Annotated in this window: 16 protein-coding genes, 2 pseudogenes and 1 riboswitch; of the genes and pseudogenes, 7 read left to right on the top strand and 11 right to left on the bottom strand. The window is 71.9% G+C overall.

All coding sequences use genetic code 11. From position 1 onward, the window contains the following. Positions 1-265 precede the first annotated feature (265 nt). From OG594_RS41045 to OG594_RS41025, 5 genes and pseudogenes are all read right to left on the bottom strand, one after another. A pseudogene (locus tag OG594_RS41045) lies at positions 266-489 on the bottom strand (RNA polymerase subunit sigma-24); the annotation flags it as partial. Positions 490-498: 9 nt separating this feature from the next. Continuing rightward, entirely contained in the window at positions 499-1,281 is a 783-nt protein-coding gene (locus OG594_RS41040) for a crotonase/enoyl-CoA hydratase family protein (RefSeq protein ID WP_266607473.1), read from the bottom strand. Positions 1,282-1,356: 75 nt separating this feature from the next. Beyond that, the gene (locus OG594_RS41035; RefSeq protein ID WP_266607472.1) at positions 1,357-2,073 is read right to left on the bottom strand and encodes a response regulator transcription factor; all 717 of its coding nucleotides are present in this window, start codon (positions 2,071-2,073) and stop codon (positions 1,357-1,359) included. Between the two features lie 15 nt (positions 2,074-2,088). Next, on the bottom strand, positions 2,089-3,351 hold the full coding sequence (locus OG594_RS41030; RefSeq protein ID WP_266607471.1) for a sensor histidine kinase: 1,263 nt from the start codon (positions 3,349-3,351) through the stop codon (positions 2,089-2,091). A 427-nt stretch (positions 3,352-3,778) separates the two neighbouring features. After that, entirely contained in the window at positions 3,779-4,567 is a 789-nt protein-coding gene (locus OG594_RS41025) for an SDR family oxidoreductase (RefSeq protein ID WP_266607470.1), read from the bottom strand. 73 nt (positions 4,568-4,640) lie between these two features. Between OG594_RS41025 and OG594_RS41020 the strand changes: the two genes are divergently transcribed. The 6 genes from OG594_RS41020 to OG594_RS40995 all read left to right on the top strand — a co-directional run bounded on the left by OG594_RS41020 (position 4,641) and on the right by OG594_RS40995 (position 9,945). Further along, positions 4,641-5,282, top strand: coding sequence for a TetR/AcrR family transcriptional regulator (locus OG594_RS41020; RefSeq protein ID WP_266607469.1), 642 nt, complete (start codon positions 4,641-4,643; stop codon positions 5,280-5,282). A 414-nt stretch (positions 5,283-5,696) separates the two neighbouring features. After that, entirely contained in the window at positions 5,697-7,172 is a 1,476-nt protein-coding gene (locus OG594_RS41015; RefSeq protein WP_266607468.1) for a sensor histidine kinase KdpD, read from the top strand. Positions 7,173-7,177: 5 nt separating this feature from the next. Then, the gene (locus tag OG594_RS41010) at positions 7,178-7,585 is read left to right on the top strand and encodes a roadblock/LC7 domain-containing protein (RefSeq protein ID WP_030713382.1); all 408 of its coding nucleotides are present in this window, start codon (positions 7,178-7,180) and stop codon (positions 7,583-7,585) included. After that, the gene (locus tag OG594_RS41005) at positions 7,582-7,941 is read left to right on the top strand and encodes a DUF742 domain-containing protein (RefSeq protein WP_266607467.1); all 360 of its coding nucleotides are present in this window, start codon (positions 7,582-7,584) and stop codon (positions 7,939-7,941) included. Before OG594_RS41010 ends, OG594_RS41005 begins: the two co-directional genes overlap by 4 nt. Beyond that, entirely contained in the window at positions 7,922-8,542 is a 621-nt protein-coding gene (locus tag OG594_RS41000; protein WP_266607466.1) for an ATP/GTP-binding protein, read from the top strand. Before OG594_RS41005 ends, OG594_RS41000 begins: the two co-directional genes overlap by 20 nt. Further along, complete coding sequence (locus tag OG594_RS40995; RefSeq protein WP_266607465.1) at positions 8,539-9,945, top strand: cytochrome P450; 1,407 nt, start codon at positions 8,539-8,541, stop codon at positions 9,943-9,945. The genes OG594_RS41000 and OG594_RS40995 overlap by 4 nt, the downstream gene beginning before the upstream one ends. Positions 9,946-10,053: 108 nt before the next feature. Here OG594_RS40995 and OG594_RS40990 read toward each other — a convergent pair whose 3' ends face one another. Next, the gene (locus OG594_RS40990; RefSeq protein ID WP_266607464.1) at positions 10,054-11,241 is read right to left on the bottom strand and encodes a hypothetical protein; all 1,188 of its coding nucleotides are present in this window, start codon (positions 11,239-11,241) and stop codon (positions 10,054-10,056) included. Next, entirely contained in the window at positions 11,238-12,155 is a 918-nt protein-coding gene (locus tag OG594_RS40985) for a cyclopropane-fatty-acyl-phospholipid synthase family protein (RefSeq protein ID WP_266607463.1), read from the bottom strand. The genes OG594_RS40990 and OG594_RS40985 overlap by 4 nt, the downstream gene beginning before the upstream one ends. A gap of 519 nt (positions 12,156-12,674) precedes the next feature. Here OG594_RS40985 and OG594_RS40980 point away from each other — a divergent pair. Then, entirely contained in the window at positions 12,675-13,766 is a 1,092-nt protein-coding gene (locus OG594_RS40980) for a PP2C family protein-serine/threonine phosphatase (protein WP_266607462.1), read from the top strand. A 109-nt stretch (positions 13,767-13,875) separates the two neighbouring features. On the opposite strand, the gene OG594_RS40975 is transcribed toward OG594_RS40980, so the two are convergent. From OG594_RS40975 to OG594_RS40960, 4 genes and pseudogenes are all read right to left on the bottom strand, one after another. Next, the gene (locus OG594_RS40975) at positions 13,876-14,754 is read right to left on the bottom strand and encodes an MBL fold metallo-hydrolase (protein WP_266607461.1); all 879 of its coding nucleotides are present in this window, start codon (positions 14,752-14,754) and stop codon (positions 13,876-13,878) included. A gap of 11 nt (positions 14,755-14,765) precedes the next feature. Continuing rightward, positions 14,766-14,833: riboswitch (guanidine-III (ykkC-III) riboswitch) on the bottom strand. A 46-nt stretch (positions 14,834-14,879) separates the two neighbouring features. Then, entirely contained in the window at positions 14,880-15,452 is a 573-nt protein-coding gene (locus tag OG594_RS40970; RefSeq protein ID WP_266607460.1) for a hypothetical protein, read from the bottom strand. 192 nt (positions 15,453-15,644) lie between these two features. Further along, positions 15,645-16,079, bottom strand: coding sequence for a DUF6221 family protein (locus OG594_RS40965; RefSeq protein ID WP_266608826.1), 435 nt, complete (start codon positions 16,077-16,079; stop codon positions 15,645-15,647). After that, positions 16,071-16,385, bottom strand: a pseudogene (locus OG594_RS40960) (ankyrin repeat domain-containing protein); the annotation flags it as partial. The gene OG594_RS40965 and the pseudogene OG594_RS40960, both read right to left, overlap by 9 nt. Between the last annotated feature and the right edge of the window lie 4 nt (positions 16,386-16,389).

The following is a 16,389-nucleotide window of genomic DNA, read 5'->3' as shown; positions in this document are numbered from 1 at the left end:
GTTCCTTCCGATCGCCCGGCCGATACGCCGCTCTACGACAGGAGTCGAAGCCGCCGGAGGCCGGGTTCCCGGGCCCGGCCGTGACGGGCGCCACACGTCGACCCCTGGCGGCGCTACCGCCCACCGCGCCGGGACGCAGCAGCATCCGTGAGCCCCCGGGCGCGGCATTCGTCGCTGGTGGTATCGGGAAGGAGGCGGACGGCCGTGCGGAGGGCAGGATCCGGACGCACGGCGCACCGCACCGGGCCGCCCGGTGGAAACGGGTGTCGCCGACGTCACCGCCGAGGGTGGCCACCAGCGCCACTCCCCCGGCCGCCGGCGCCACGGGGCGGGCCGCGATCGTCCGCAGCCAGCCGACGGCCGCTCCCGGTGAAGGAGCCCGCCGCACGACCGGATGCGTCTCCTGCACGACCTCGGCGATGACCTGCGGGTCGGTGCAGCAGCAGCGCAGCCGCACCGCCAGCCACGCGAGGTGCACCGGTACGGCTGCCCGGCCCGCTACTGTCCGAAGGCGCCGTGCCGGCCCTCACCGGCGGCGAACCGGCCCGCACCGGCCTGGGTTTCACCCGCGGTCAAGGGCACCAGGCCGTGCCGGAACTCCCCCGCCAGCGCGTCCTCCTCGGCCAGTCCGTGCTGTTCCAGGACGGACGACCGGTCGTGGCGCAGGCAGGTCTGGGGGAACCCCGCGATCTCGTGGGCCAGTTCCTCTGCGGCGCGCCTCGATCGGCCCGTGGGGACCACGCGGTTGGCCAGCCCGATCGCATGCGCTTCGGCCGCCGGGACCGGACGGCCCGTCAGGATCAGGTCCATGGCCCGGCTCTCGCCGATGAGGCGGGGCAGCCGCACCGTACCGCCGTCGATCAGGGGGACGCCCCAGCGGCGGCAGAACACGCCGAACACCGCATCCTCCTCCGCGACCCTCAGGTCGCACCAGAGCGCCAGCTCCAGGCCGCCCGCCACCGCGTGCCCCGCGACGGCCGCGATCACCGGCTTGCCGAGCCGCATCCGGGTCGGCCCCATGGGTCCGTCGCCGGAGGCGAGCACCCGGTTGCCGCGCTCGGTTCCGATGGCCTTGAGGTCGGCGCCCGCGCAGAACGTTCCGCCCTCGCCCCAGAGCACGGCGACGGCCGCACCCTCATCGGCCTCGAACTCCCGGAAGGCATCGGCCAGTCGTGCCGCCGTCGGACCGTCCACGGCGTTGCGTACCTCCGGCCTGCTCAGGATCACCGTGTACACGGGGCCGTCCCGCTCCACCCGCACCGAGGCCTGCTCGTCCGCCATGCCCGCTCCCCTCCCGCTCGTCGGCCTCCATTGTGGGGGCGGGGAGGCCGCTGCGCGCGGGACTCCCCCGGACGCTCAGCCCGACCCGCCCGCAGCGGGGCCGGAGCCGGGGAGGCTCGTCGGGCCGCCCGGGGTCACGAGCGCCGTCTCGTAAGCGAAGACGACGACCTGGGCGCGGCTGGAGAGCCCGAGCTTGGCCATCGCGCGGTTGAGGTGGGTCTTCACGGTTGCTTCGCTGATGAACAGCTGCCGGGCGACTTCCGCGTTCGTCGCACCCGTGGCGACGAGGCGGAGGACGTCGCGCTCGCGGCCGGTCACGGTGTGCCACTCCGGGGCGATCGCCCCCGGCGGTGTGGGCCCGGGGTGGTACGCCTCGATCAGGCGTCTGGTGACGGTCGGCGCGAAGAGCATGTCGCCCGAGGCGACGGTGTGGATGGCGGCGATCAGGCGCTCGGGGGGCGTTTCCTTGAGCAGGAACCCGCAGGCGCCCGCACGCAGCGCGTTGTAGACGTATTCGTCGAGGTCGAAGGTGGTCAGCACCAGGATCCTGGGCGGTGTGTCACCCCTGTCACCCGCGCGGCGCAGGATGCGTTCCGTCGCGGTGATGCCGTCCGTGCCCGGCATCCGAAGGTCCATGAGGACGACATCGGGTGCGGTGGCCTCGGCCAGCCGGACGGCTTCTTCCCCGTCGCACGCCTCGCCGGCCACGGACAGCCCCGGCACGGCGTTCAGCAGGGACACCAGTCCGGCACGGATGAGCAGTTGATCGTCGACCACCAGTACCGTGGGCATCGGGGAATTCGGTCCTCATCGGATATGGACGTCCCCGGTGCCCGGGGCCGGAAGACCACCCGGCCGGTCACTGGTGGTGGGCGCCGGAAGGGTGAGCCGTACCTCGAATCCGCCGAGGGCGCGGGGGCCGGCGGTGACCGACCCGCCGTAGATCTTCGCGCGCTCCCTCATGCCGATCAAGCCGTGACCAGGTGACATCTCCTTGTTTGGCCGGAACGTGCCGTCCCCCTCGTTCGTCACGCGCACCACGATGGTGTGGCGTTCGTAACGGATGGTCACGGCCGCCCTGGTCGGTCCCGCGTGCTTGAGCACGTTCGTCAGCGCCTCCTGGACCACTCGGTAGACGCACAGGGCCATGCCCTGCGGAAGCCGGATCGGGGATCCCGCGACCTCCATGGTGACCTCGACCCCCGCGCCCCGCACCCGCTCCAGCAGCCTGTCCAGCAGGTCGAGCCCGGGGGCCGGGGCGTACGCGGCGCCGTCCTCCCCCGGTCCGTCCCGCCGTCCTTCCTGGCCGACGCGCAGGAGTACGAGCATCCGACGCATCTCCTCCAGTGCCTCCCTGCTGGTGTCGGCGATGGTGTCCAGGGCCCGCCGGCTCGCCGCCGGGTCGGTCGGGAACACGTACGAGGCCATGCCCGCCTGGAGCGAGATCACCGACATGTGGTGTGCGACCACGTCGTGCAGTTCCCGCGCGATGCGCACCCGCTCCTCCGTGAGGGCCTGCCGTGCGCTCTCCTCCTGTTGTCCGCGCAGCTGGAAGGTGAGTTCGGCGAACTGCCTGTTCCGTTCGGCGAGTGCTGCCGAGCCGCGCCCGACGACGAGGACGACGGCCGGGAACAGGACCGCCTGGGCGAGGACGGTCGGCATGGAGCTGTGTTCGATGTTGGCGATCCCGGCGTACAACCATGCTCCCGCCACGACGGCCGCGCACACGACCGCGGTGCGGGGGCGGCGGGTCGCCGCCACCGTGTACAGGCCCAGGAGCGGGGGCATCGAATTGACCACGGGCCAGTACCCGCAGGCGATGAACAGGACCCACAGTGCACCGCTGGCGGCGAACACCGTGACGGGCGCGAGGCGGCGGGCCACCATGACCAGGCCCACCAGGGCGGTCAGGGCTGCTCCCAGCCCGTCCACGGGCCGCCATCCGGCCGGCGGTTGCTCCTGCCCCAACAACAGCCCGGCGCCGACGTAGCCCAGCGCGAGCAACGAGTCGACGGCCAGCGGCCGGTACCTTCCCCCGAGCCCGTCGAGGAATCCCGATCCAGCGTGCATCGGCGCAGCTTACGGTCCATCAGGCGGCCGGGCCATGGGCCTGCCGCAGGCCCGGGGCTACCGCGGCCGCACGGTCGGGCTACCGCCGGAGTTGCAGGGAGGGCGCCCGCCACCCGCACCGGGTGGAGACCCGAATCATCCCGGTGCGTGCCGCCGGGCGGCATCCGGCCCGCCTAGCTTTCTCGAGAAGCTCTACTCCGGATCGTTCCAGGGCGCCACGGCCAAGGACAAGGTGGCGGGCTGAACTGCCGCGCCGCCTGGTAGGCCCGTCCCGCAGTCGCCCGCCGGGCGCCCGAGCCGGAGGCCACACGGGGGGCGTCCGGCTCCCTTGCGTTCCCTGAAGTGCCGGAGGGCGGGTCGTCACCCCTGCGACGGCCCGCTCTCCGGTGCTGGAGTGCGCCCTGAAGCGCTCGGTGTTCCCGCCCGGTCACGCCTTGAGCATGCGCCCCGCCACGGTCAGCGCGAGGCGGCGGGGTGCCAGGGCGGACGCCGTGGCCGAGAGTCGGTTGCCGAAGCCTACGACGATGCTGGGCGGGGTCGTGCCGCGTTCCAGTGCCCGGCGCGTCGCGGTGACGACCTGCTCCGCAGTGGCCATGCGGCCCACGGCGGCGTCCCGGCTGCCGACGACGTCGAAGAACTCGGTGCGGACCGGCCCCGGCGAGACGGCGAGCACCCGCAGGGAGGAGGCGCGCGTCTCGTACGCGACGGCCTCGGTGAAGTTCAGTACGAAGGCCTTCGTGGCGCCGTAGACCGCCATCGCCGGGGTCGGCTGGTAGGCGGCCGCGCTGGCCACGGTGACGAGGGCACCCCGGCCGTCGGCGGTCAGGCCGGGCAGGAACTCCCTGGTCAGCTCCGTCACCGCGAGCACGTTGAGCTGGATCATCTCGCTGATCCGGGTGGGGTCCTCGCCGGCGAAGGGGCCGTGCGTGCCGAAGCCCGCGTTGTTGACCAGCGTGTGGACCGGTACGCCGAGTGCGTCGAGCTCCGCACGCAGCGCCGCCGCGGCCCCGGGCCGGGCGAGGTCCGCGGCGATCGGGCGGGCCGTGACCCCGCACCGGCGCTCCAGGTCGGCCGCCAGCTCCTCCAGCCGGTCGACGCGCCGGGCGACGAGGACGACGTCCGCTCCGCGCTCGGCCCACTGCCGGGCGAACTCGACGCCGAGGCCTGCACTCGCCCCGGTGATCAGGGCTGTGGTTCCGCGGTATGTCATAGACATGGGTCGGCGCTCCGTTCCGGGACTCCGGGTGATGGTCGATACTTGAATGTAGACAGAGCAAACATTGTTGTCAATGACAACATCGAGGGAGGAGACCGCCTTGGCCGACGCCGATGCGCCCTATCACCACGGCAATCTCAGGGAGGCCCTGCTGGCGCGCGCGGAAGACGTGCTCGCGACCTCGGGGGCGGACAGCCTCTCCCTCCGCGCCCTCGCGCGGGACCTCGGCGTCAGCCACGCGGCGCCGGGCCGCCACTTCCGCGACCGGCAGGCGCTGCTGGACGCGCTCGCCGTGGGCGGCTTCACCCGGCTCAACGCACGCCTGCGGGACGCCGTGGACGAGCCCGGCCCCGTCACCGGCCGGCTCGCCCGCATGGGCCGCGCGTACATCGACTTCGCCGTTGCGCACGCCCCGCTGCTGAGCCTGATGTTCACGGCCAAGCGCGCCGACCACTCCAGCGCCGAGCTCCGCGAGCTCGGCCACCAGAGCCTGGACATCGCCGCCGGACTGCTCTCCCTCGCCCAGCAGGAGGGCGTCGTACGGGCGGGCGACCCCGCCCGGCTCGCCCAGGTCGCCTTCTCCGTGGTGCACGGCCTCGCGGCCCTGGCCGTCGGCTCCCTGCTCGAGGACACGCCGCTGGACGAAGCGACCGACCTCGCCCTCGACGTCCTGGTCACCGGCCTCGGCCCGGCCGCGCCCGAGCCGCGCTCCTAAGAGGTGCCCCGCCGATCGAACCGGGCTCGCGCCGCCCGGTCCGATCGGCGGGGCACCCCTAGCGCATTTCCGTCCGGGGCGCCACCGAAGGACGGGGCGATGCGGCCGAACCGGTCGGAACACGACCGCGGATACCCGCGCCGCGCACGGGGTCGGCACGCCGCCGACCTCCCGTTACGCCGCCGCACGCCGCACGCGCCCCCCCTTCCCTTGCCGGAATTCGACGCCATCGATGGCGCATATCGGTTCCTCCGGTCCGATGAACTCCAACGAAAGCCCACATCAGCGAAGTTGGGCGTAGTTATGCTCCCGCCCACCGGTCAGAAGGTCCCCCTTTTCGATAGTTCGAGGACGCCGATGGAGCAAAGAGGTACTCCCCCCGAAAGTCCCCACCTGGAGGGAAGAGCGAGCCGGATGCTGCCCGCGATCGCGGTCGTGGCCGCCGCCTGCCTGGTGGGCGCGCTGGCTTCCCCCTCGGCACCGCTCGGCACCGCCTTGATCGCCGTCGGCGCCGTGTGCACCGCAGCGGTCTTCGTCGAGGCACGCCGGCGCGGCCGCGCGCTCGCCGCCGGGCGCGCCCAGGTCGCAGCCCTCCAGCACGCCCTGGCCCGGCAGCAGACCGAGACGGCCCGGCTGTCCGAGGCGGTCCTGCCCGAGGCCATCGAGCGACTGCGCAAGGGCGAGCCGGCCGAGGAGGTGCTGACCGCCCTGGGAGGGCGCGGCGGCCACGGCACCCGCTGGGGCGACGACGAGGCCCTGACCCCGCGCTTCAGGGCCGCCCTCCAGGCCGTCCTGGCCCACGTCGTCGACGCGGTCGACAACGAGGAGAGCCTGCGCGACTCGGCACAGCGGGCCTTCGTGAACGTCGCCCGACGCGTGCAGGCGATCGTCCACCAGCAGGCGCACGAGATGCGCGAGATGGAGGACCGGCACGGGAACAACCCGGACGTCTTCGGTGACCTGCTGCGGCTCGACCACGGCACCGCCCTGATCGGCCGGCTCGCCGATTCCATCTCGGTCCTCGGCGGTGCGCGCCCCGGCCGCCAGTGGAGCAGGGCCGTCACCCTGTACAGCGTGATGCGCGGCGCGATGTCGAGGATCATCGACTACCAGCGGGTGGATCTGCACTCGGTCACCGAGGTCGCCGTCGTCGGTCCCGTCGTGGAGCCGCTGATCCACACCCTGGCGGAGCTGCTGGACAACGCCACCCGGTACTCGCCGCCGCACACCCGCGTCCACCTCACGGCCGTCGAGGTCCAGTCGGGCATCGCCGTGGAGATCGAGGACGGCGGACTGAGCATGAGCGAGGAGGCCCGCGCCCGGGCGGAGAAGATGCTCGCGCAGGCGCAGTCCGGCATCGACCTGAACGACCTGGGCGAGACGCCGCGGCTGGGCCTGGCGGTGGTCGGCCGGCTGGCGCAGGCGTACGGGTTCCAGGTGTCCCTGCGTTCGTCCGCGTACGGCGGCGTCCGCGCCGTGGTGATCGTGCCGCAGCACCTGATCACCACGGCGACCTCCGCGACCGGTCTCGCCCACGGCATCGGCTCCTCCTCGGGGCCCAGGGCCGTGGCCGCCACCCCGCGCGAGCACCCCTTCGACCGCTCGTCGCAGGGCACGGGCACGCCCCGGCCGGCTCCGGTGCCCAGGCCGGCACCCGTCGCCGCCGGGGAGGCGGAGGTCGGCGCACGTACCGCGAACGGCCTGCCGCAGCGCCGCCGGAAGGACCGCGTGGCCACCTCCGACGCCCGGCCGGCCGCGGAGCCCCGGTCGGCGGACGACGGCGGCCCCGGAATGTGGCTGGAGGCGTTCCACAGCGGACTGTCCGGCACGCCCGGCCACGAGGTGCCGGGCACCGAAGGAACGTCGGGTTCAGCGACCAAGGGGGCGTAAGCATGATGACTCAGCGAATCAGCAGCATGGACTGGATGCTCAAGGACCTCGCGGCCGGAGTGCCGCAGACGCGGCACGTGATCGTGCTGTCCGCGGACGGGCTCTGCGTGGCGCAGTACGGGGCCGAGACCGACACGGCCGACCGCCTGGCAGCGGCCTGCGCGGGCCTGCAGAGCCTGGCCGGAGCGGTGGCCGCGGAACTGCCCCGCTCGGAGGGCAGGATGCGCCTGGTCGTGATCGAGATGGACGGCGGGTTCTTCTACCTGATGGCCGCCGGCGACGGCTCCTACCTCGCGGTCCTCGCCGACGAGGGCGTGGACGCGGGCCTGATGGGCGCGCAGATGCGCAACCTCGTGACCCGAATGGGGGACCACCTGAGCAGCCCGCCCCGACATGACGGGCAGCCCGCGTGAATGAGCCGCCCGCGAGCTGGGAGGACGCCAGCCCCGAACGGCTCTACGTCATCACCGGCGGACGCAGTGGACCCTCCACGGCCGTCCATCTGGACCTCGTGACCTTAGTCGTGGCCAAAGGGTCCGCCCGGCCCGAGATGCAGCCCGAACAGGCGGCCATCCTGCGGATGTGCCAGGCACCGCTGTCGGTGGCCGAGATCGCCGCGTACGCGGGCCTGCCCGTGAGCGTCGTCACCGTGCTGGTCGGGGACCTGATGGCCGCTCGACGCGTGTACGTCCGCCCGCCCGTTCCCGCCGCGCAGCTACCCGACCTTGCTCTGATCGAGGCAGTGATCGATGGACTTCAGAAGCTCTGACCCGCCCGCCGGGCCGCGCGAGGCGGACATGCTCCCGCAGACGGCGGCGGCCGCCGTGAAGGTCGTCGTCGTCGGCGGATTCGGCGTGGGCAAGACGACGATGGTCGGTGCGGTCAGCGAGATCAGGCCGCTGACGACCGAGGAGACGATGACCAGGGCCGGCGTCGGCGTCGACGACACCTGGGGCGTGGACCGCAAGGTCACCACCACCGTCGCCATGGACTTCGGCCGCGTCAGCATCAACGACGAGCTCGTCCTGTACCTGTTCGGAACTCCCGGCCAGGAGCGCTTCTGGTTCCTGTGGCGCGGGCTCTTCGAGGGCGCGCTCGGAGCGGTCGTCCTCCTCGACACCCGTCGACTGGAGATCAGCTTCGACGTCATCGGACGGCTGGAGGAGCGGGGCGTCCCCTTCGTCGTGGCCGTCAACTCCTTCCCCGGCGCACCCGAGCATCCGCTGGAGGAGCTGCGCCAGGCCCTCGACCTGCCCCCCGCGGTCCCGATCCTCGTCTGCGATGCCCGACGGCGGGACTCGTCCCGCGATGTCCTGCTGACCCTCATGCGCTACCTGCACGCCCAGGCAGCCACCCAGGAGGCAATGTGAATACCGGCCCCACCAGCCCCACCCCACCGCCCGAGTGCCCCGCCCACGCGGCGGCGGCGACCGCCGGCGGCCTGTACCGGCTCCACGGACCGGAGGCCCAGGCCGATCCCCTCGCACTGTACGAGAAACTGCGCGCCGAACACGGGGCGGTGGCACCCGTCTTGGTGAGCGGGGACCTTCCGGCCTGGCTGGTCCTCGGTCACCGGGAGAACCTGGACGTGGCGCGCACGTCCTCGCGCTTCGCCCGCGACCCGCGCGGGTGGCGCGACATGAAAGAGGGCCGGGTGCCGGCCGACACCCCGCTCGGCCCCATGGTCTCCTGGGTGCCGGTGTGCAACTTCACCGACGGACCCGTTCACGAGCGGCTGCGCTCGGCCGTGGTGGAGTCCCTGGAGCGCTTCGACAAGCGCGGCATCCGCCGCTACGTGACGCGCTTCGCCAACCAGCTCGTCGACCAGATCGCGGGTGAAGGGTACGCCGACCTGGTGTCCGCCTTCTCCGACCAGCTCCCGATGCTGGTCATGACCCAGCTCATCGGGGCACCCGACGAACACGGGCCCCTGCTGGTCAACGCGGCGCGCGACATGCTCCAGGGGACCGAAACGGCGCTCCAGAGCGACCGCTACGTCACCTCCACGCTGGAACAGCTGGTCGTGGAGCGCAAGGCCAGGCCCGTGCGCGACCTCGCCTCCTGGCTGATCGAGCACCCCGCGAACCTGAGCGACACCGAGGTGCTGATGCACCTGCGCGTCGTATTGATCGCGGCCTACGAAACCACCGCGAACCTGATCGCCAACACGTTGCGGACCGTACTGACCGACCCGCGCTTCCGGGCCAGCCTCTCCGGGGGCCACATGACGCTGCCCGACGCCCTCGAGCAAGTCCTGTGGGACGACCCGCCGATCAACACCATCATCGGGCGCTGGGCCACCGGTGACACCCTGCTCGGCGGCCGGCAGGTGAAGGCCGGCGACATGATCCTCCTCGGGCTGGCCGCGGGCAACGCGGACCCGCTGATCCGGCCGGATCCCGCGGCCTCCGTCCATGGCAACCGTTCCCACCTGGCCTTCAGCAGCGGGCCGCACGAGTGCCCGGGCCAGGACATCGGCCGCGCCATCGCGGACACCGGCATCGAGGTCCTGCTGGACCGGTTGCCCGACCTCCAACTGGCGGTCGACGCGAGCGAGCTGCAATGGCGCGGCACCCTCATGTCACGCCACCTGCTGTCCCTGCCGGTACGGTTCGCCCCGCGCCCCGTAGCGAAGGCGCAGCCCGAGGCCGAGCAGCCGGCGGGGGGCCCGGTCCACGCGGCCGTCCCGCCGCAGCCCGTGGTAGCGCCCGCGGTCGCGGGTCGCCGCCACCGCGCCGTCAGCTGGTGGCGGCGGCTGCTCGGCCTCGGCTGACGGCTGACGGCTGACGGCTGACGGCTGACGGCTGACGGCTGACGGCTGACGGCTTCCAGCCTCCGGGCCGAGGGCCCCGACCGCATCGGCCGGGGCCCTCGCCACCCCTCAGTCGTGCAACCGCTGCCACCAGGAAGCGAGGGCCGGCACGTCCGGCGGCTCGGTTCCGGCAAAGCTGGGGGCTTCGGCGAACCGAATCGCGAACCGGGCATCCAGCAGCGGCAGTTCGTGCCGGTTGCGCGGGCTCGCGTACCGGGGTGCCCGGCTCTGCCAGGTGATGGAGCCGGCCACGTAGTGGCCCAACGCCGCCAGGTGCCGGCGCAATTCCGGGTTCGCGCCGGCCTCCGCCCGCGCCCGCAGCGTCATGAAGAGGACCATCACCCGGTCGCGCAGGGCCACCGCGAGCGGCACGGCCTCGGCGGGCGAGCAGTTCTCCTGGTGGGCGAGGACATTGACCAGATTCACCTCCCTCGGCTCCAGGTGGTCGTCCTTGTCGTAGGAGAACAGGTCGTTGTCCGCGCTGACGACGAATCCCGCCGCATCCGTCAGTGCCGTCAGAGCACGGGAGCAGAGCACCTCCGGCGGCAGCCGGTCCCCGCGTGCGACGTCGGACCAGGTCAGCGAGAAGCGCGTCCCGTTCGCCAGCGGACCCATGGCGACGAAGTCGTTCAGCCCCGGCATGATCCCGGCCTCGGCCCGGGCGGCCCGCCAGGCCGCTCCGAGCAGCCAGTCGCGCGTCCCCTCGACGAACCTGCGCAGCTCGTAGGGCGTGAGCGCCGCATGGGTGCGGCGCACCAGGTCCAGCAGCGCACGGGTCATCGGTCCGTCGGGCAGGACCGAGGCCCCCGGGTCCTCGATGGTGCGCAGCAGACGTACGCCGTGTTCGACGACGGCGCCCGTCCCCACCTCGTCGGAACCCGAATCCTGCCAGTCGTCGACGGCGTTGGCCCAGTAGTTCCACTGGGCGAACAGCAGGACGGCGTCCACGTTCCCGTCGGGGACGATGCGGCAGGAGAAGTCGGCGCTGTGGGTGGCGAGACCCCATGCGCGCTCGACCGGATCGGGATAGATGCCGAAGGCGTCCAGCCACTCGACCGCCAGTTCCTCCACCTGCTTCGCCTCGGGATGGACGAGGTCGCGCTCCAGGGGGCAGTAGAAGGACGGCAGGCGCGTACCGAGGAGCGAGGGGCGAGGGGTGGGTTCGGGTGCCGGTGCCGGTGCCGGTGCGGGTGCGGGTGCCGGTGCCGGTGCCGGTGCCGGTCCGGGTGCGGGTGCGGGTGCGGGTGACGCCGTCATCGGCGGCTCCGAAGCCGGAAGCGCAGCAACCGCGTCTGCACCGCGTGGTCGCGCCAGAGCCGGAAGAACCTGCTGTGCGCGAGCGTCGACTGTTCGAGCCGTTCGCCGGTCCAGGCGCCGGGCTCGGCGCCGGCGCCCGCGCGGAGCCGGTCGAGTTCGGCGGTGTTCCACGCCATGGACTGCACCCAGAACTCCGCCACCGAGTCCGTCACGTCCTCCTCGTGCACGAGTTCAAAACCGGCGGTCTCGGCCGCGGCAAGGTACTCTCCTCTCACTCCCAGTCGCGTTCTGTAGTAGCCGTCGATGAACTCGCGCCAGGTGGAGCGGCCCACGAAGTGTTCCTGGATCCCGAACCATCCGCCGGGCTCCAGCGCCTTGGCGACGACCTGGAAGAGTCGGGTCCGGTCGGTGTAGCCGCTGCTCTCGTTGGCGTAGACGGCGTCGTACGCGCAGGTCTCGTCCAGCTCGTGCACGTCCGCCAGTACGGGCTTCACCCGCTGCCCGACCCCGGCGCGCCGCGCGAAGTGCCGGACGATCGGGATGTGTTCCGCCGCGACGGTGAGACTGGTGACCGACGCTCCGTGCTCCTGCGCCCAGTACAGCGACGTCCCGCCCAGGCCGCAGCCGATGTCCAGCAGGCGCCGGGGAGGCATCTCGTACGCGCCCCACGACCGGGCGGCGTGCTCGACGATCCGCTCCTGTGCGTCGAACAGGCGCTGCTTCAGCACGTACTGGGGGACGGTGCTGTCCGGCGGGCCGTCCGGGTAGAGCCCCACGTGGAAGTGGACACGGGGGCCCGGACCGTACTTGTGCAGGATCTCTTGCGTCTTGTGGCTGTAGTAGAGACGTATGGGGTCGTCCGCGGCCGAGCCTTGGTCACTGCCCAGGGACGGTAAGAGGGGGGTGACGCTCATGGGGTGTCCGCCCTTTCGTGGGGTAGGGCTGCCTCCGGGACACGCTGTCACCGCACTCACCGCGTCCCGTCCGGCACACTGCTGAAGCACGGATCATCGTGGCACTTCGGCTCCCTCGCGTCAGCCCACTGGAGTAACACGGAGCACATCCGGTCCCGCCGTGAGCGGGCTGACCGGCGACGGTCGTCGTCCGACCGGTCCTGGGACGACCGGACCACCGTGCCGCACGGGCCCCACGTGCCGGACCGACCGGTCGGACGGTGCGGCCGACGTAGGTGGCGGGCCGGTCTCGCGCGGGGCCGTCCGCGGGAGCGTCGCCGGCACGGTCCTGCTCCCTGCCCCGGTGGCGCGGCAAGGTCCCCCGGCTGCCGCTCACCGCTGTGGTCCCGGGCGAACGGCTCGGAGTCGCCCGACACGCCGAGAGCGCACCCCCTTGCGGACAGATACTGTCCGCAACCGGAGGGCCGGGCCCTGACCGTCAGAGCGCTATGACCCGATTACGTAGATATCCTGTGAAGTGTGATCGAGTCTGGACGGCCGCGGCTACGCAGGCGCCCCGGCCCGGGACGACTTGTGCGGCTGTCGCCGGTCATCCTGACCGTCGTCATCGCCAGCCTGGCGTACAACACTCCGCCGGATATGGCCTTCAGCCGTCTCCTGCCCGCGGCGCCGGCCCTTGCCGCCGCCATGTGGCCGGTGCTGCCCACTGTCCTGCTCGGGACGGTCTGTCTCATCCTGATGATCGGCCTCAGCTTCGTCTTCCCGGACCTGGGGACGTGGTGGACGGCCGCCGGGATCATCGCGGTCACCGTGGCCGCCGCGTACGGGAGCCACGTCCGGCTCCAGCGGGAGCGCACCCTCTTCCAGGTACGGCTCGTCGCCGACGCGGCGCAGCAGGTGGTGCTCAGCCCCCTGCCGCGCCGTTTCGGCGGCATCGAGATCGAGTCGCTGTACCTCGCGGCCGCGGCCGAGGCCCGCATCGGCGGGGACTTCTACGAGGTGGTCGACACGCCGTTCGGGGTCAGGCTGCTCATCGGTGACGTCCGGGGCAAGGGCCTGCCGGCGGTGGGGGCGGCCGCGGCGATCGTGAACGCCTTCCGGGAGGCCGCGTACGGCGAGATCGACATGGTCGACGTCGCCCGCCGCATGGACGCCAGCAGCACCCGTTACAACGGCGCTTTTCCCCCCGAGGGGCCGTTGGAGCGCTTCGCCACCGCCCTCCTCGTCCAGATCCCGCACGGGGGGAGACGCATCGACATCCTCAACTGCGGACACCCTCCGCCCCTGCTCCTGAACCGCGGGAAGGTCCTCACCCTCGAGTCCACCACCCCCTCCCCCTTGCTCAGCCTCGCGGAGCTGATCGGCGACCACTACAGCGTCGACACCTTCGACTTCGCCCCCGACGACCTCCTGCTCCTCTATACCGACGGGATCGCCGAGGCCCGCGCCCGCGACGGCGAGTTCTTCCCGTTGGCGGCCTGGATGCGCCGGCAGCCCCCGACCCCGCCCGACGAACTGCTCACGGCGCTTCACCGCGACCTCCTCCGCCACAGCAAGGGACGCCTCGACGATGACATCGCCGCCCTCGCTGTACGCCTGTGCGAGCCTTGAGCCTGCGGCCGTGCTCCCGTGGCCACTCTTCGTGTGCGCCCCGGCGGCGCGCGGCTCGGTCTGGGCGGCGAATGCGCTGGTGGGAGCCGGCTAGCTGGTTGAGCGCGGCTCAGTCGTCCGGGCAGATGACGAAGCGGGCGAGGGCGAGCCGGCGGGGCTGGTCACCCATCTCGTCGAGTGCGGCGCGGATCTCGTGCAGGTGGCCGGTCGTCATCTGCAGTGGGGGTTCGTGGGGCTGGTACGTGGTGCGGACCGGGTACTCCACGCCCGGTTCGGTGGTCATCTCGATGTGACAGCCCATGACGTGGGTGACCGGTCTGCGTTCACAGAACTCGATCAGGCGGTCGATGGTCCGGGCGAAGGCGTACCAGTCCTGGACGTAGAGGCGGCCCGGATAGACCGTGTCGCCGGTGAGCAGGAACCCGGTCCACGCGTCGTAGAACGTGACGGCTGCCTCGTGGTGCCCGGGGGTGGCCAGGCACTCGAGCGTGCGGCCGCCCAGATCGACCCTCGCCACGGCCGTGGGGTTCTCGTCGAATCCGAAATACGTCCAGGCCGTGGGGAGTTCCGCTGCGACCACCGTGGGGCGGGGGCGGTCGGCGAACTGGCCGTCGCCCGCGATGTGGTCGCCGTGGGCGTGCGTGTGCAGCACCAGGAGGTGGTACTCCGGGCGGGGGTGGCGGGCGAGCCAGTCGTCGACGAGCCGGTCCACCACCACGCGCAAGGGGAAGAACGCAGGTGACGCAGTGGCCCCGGTATCGATGAGCACGGCCCGGTCGTTGCCGAACAGCAGGAACAGGAACGGCGCTTCGTAGTGGATCGCCTTGTTCTGCCGCAGGATGACCGTGTGCTCGTCGTACTCGTAGACCTGGATGTCCGGGTCGGTGTTGTGCTTGGACGACGGTGAGCCGTGGATCCAGCGGACGTCCAACGCGCGGGGCCGAGAAGACTGGCCGTCGAAGTCGATGAAGGACGTGTCTGCAGCCATGACGCCTCCTGAGTGCGTCGTCTTAGCGGGCCGGGTACGGCGCACATCTCGTCCGGGGCGGGCACCTCTGAGCCTCCGCAGCGACGCTACCACGCGATTGATCCACAGCCCTGCTGCCCGGAGTCTCAGTGGCGGGACGTGCCGAAGGCGTGGTCGGCCGTTTCGAACCAGTGCTCCGTCGGCTTCGGCACCTCGCTCAAGTGGCCGAAGTATTCCGTTTCCGCCGTTCCCGTGAGCACCGCCAGAAGGAAGTCCGAGCACCCCGTGTCGTGGGCCTCCCACAGGGGGCCGCGCCCCTCGTTGTAGAGCACGGTCCACTCATCGGGCTGCTGGCCGGGCCTCGCCAGCCAGTACAGGAAGGCCCCCGTGCCCTCCTCGAATGCCCACGGCAGGACCCGGGCCCCCGTTTCCAGCAGGCCGACGGGCTTCGCCTCGAACTCCCATAGGTTGGCCAAGATCTCGTCCCGCTCCCTCGTCTGCGCGTACAGGTCGCAGTCGTTGTGGGCGGAGTGGGGGACGAGCAGCCAGAGCGTGTCGTCGAAGAGGCCGTCGCCGTAGGTCTCGACGAGCCGCTTGTAGTCGGTGGGCAGAGCCACTCCCAGGGTGCGCTCCGCCTGCACCCAGTCCACTGCGGGCGGCGGATCGGCGGGCGGCGGGCAGAGGCGGACGAGGGCATCGAGGGCATCAGGGGTGATCATGGAACCGACGCTACTGGAACCCCTGGTCGATGCCCGCAGATCGGCGTACGCAGCCACCCCGATCTCGCACACGACGTCACCGCTGTCCTCAACCTGCCGGAGGGACGGCGGAACCCGAGCTGAAGGCACCGTACGGCGGGCTCGGCCCGGGGCGGCGCCTGCGTCGTGTGCTCTGCTCCAGGTCGTGCCGCTTCAGGCGCTTCGGGGGAAGTCAGGGTGGTCGGCGTAGGGCGAGGCAAGGTCGAGCAGGTCGTCGCACGGCCAGGGTTCTCCGTCGAACTGGCAGTCATCACGGTCGTCCCACGGTGTTTCCGGGTCGCCCACGGCCGGACTGAGGACGTGGCGGGCCAGAATGCTTCGCTTGGCCCCGACCTCGCGCAGGACGCGGGCCGGATCGTGCAGGGCCACATGCGAGGCGATCGTGGGGTGGAAACCTGCGAGCTCCGCCTGACAGAAATCGACCGTGTGCCCGTGGGCGGACCATCGCCCGCATCCGTCACCGTCGCAGCGCCGGGCCAGGTCGGCCTCCTCGTCCAGCCGTGCCTTGAGGAACGCCACCAGGGCTTGCCCCCTGTGGACGCCCTGGCTGGCGCGCCTGGCTTCACTACCGCCGACTCGCCCGCTCATGTGGACCCGCAGCAAGTCCAACGCCAGGTGGTGACCGTACCGACTCGCCTGCTCCACGGGCGTACGGCCGCCGGGGGCCGCGAGCTCGGGGTCAGCTCCGAAAGCCAGCAGGACCGCCGTGGTGTGAACCGTGAGCGGTTCGCCCGTCTGCTGGGCTCCATCGCCCTCGGTATCGATCGCGTGCGTCAGCAGCGTCATGTTGCTGAAGACCTCATCAGGATCGGCCCCTTCGGCCAGCAGCCGCGCCAAGGACTCGGCGTCCTCTTGCTCCACTGCCTGATGGGCAGGTGTCCAGTAATCCCTCATCAGA

The sequence above is a fragment of the Streptomyces sp. NBC_01214 genome (assembly GCF_026340975.1).
Lineage (GTDB): Bacteria > Actinomycetota > Actinomycetes > Streptomycetales > Streptomycetaceae > Streptomyces.
This window is presented reverse-complemented; position numbering and strand designations above follow the sequence as displayed.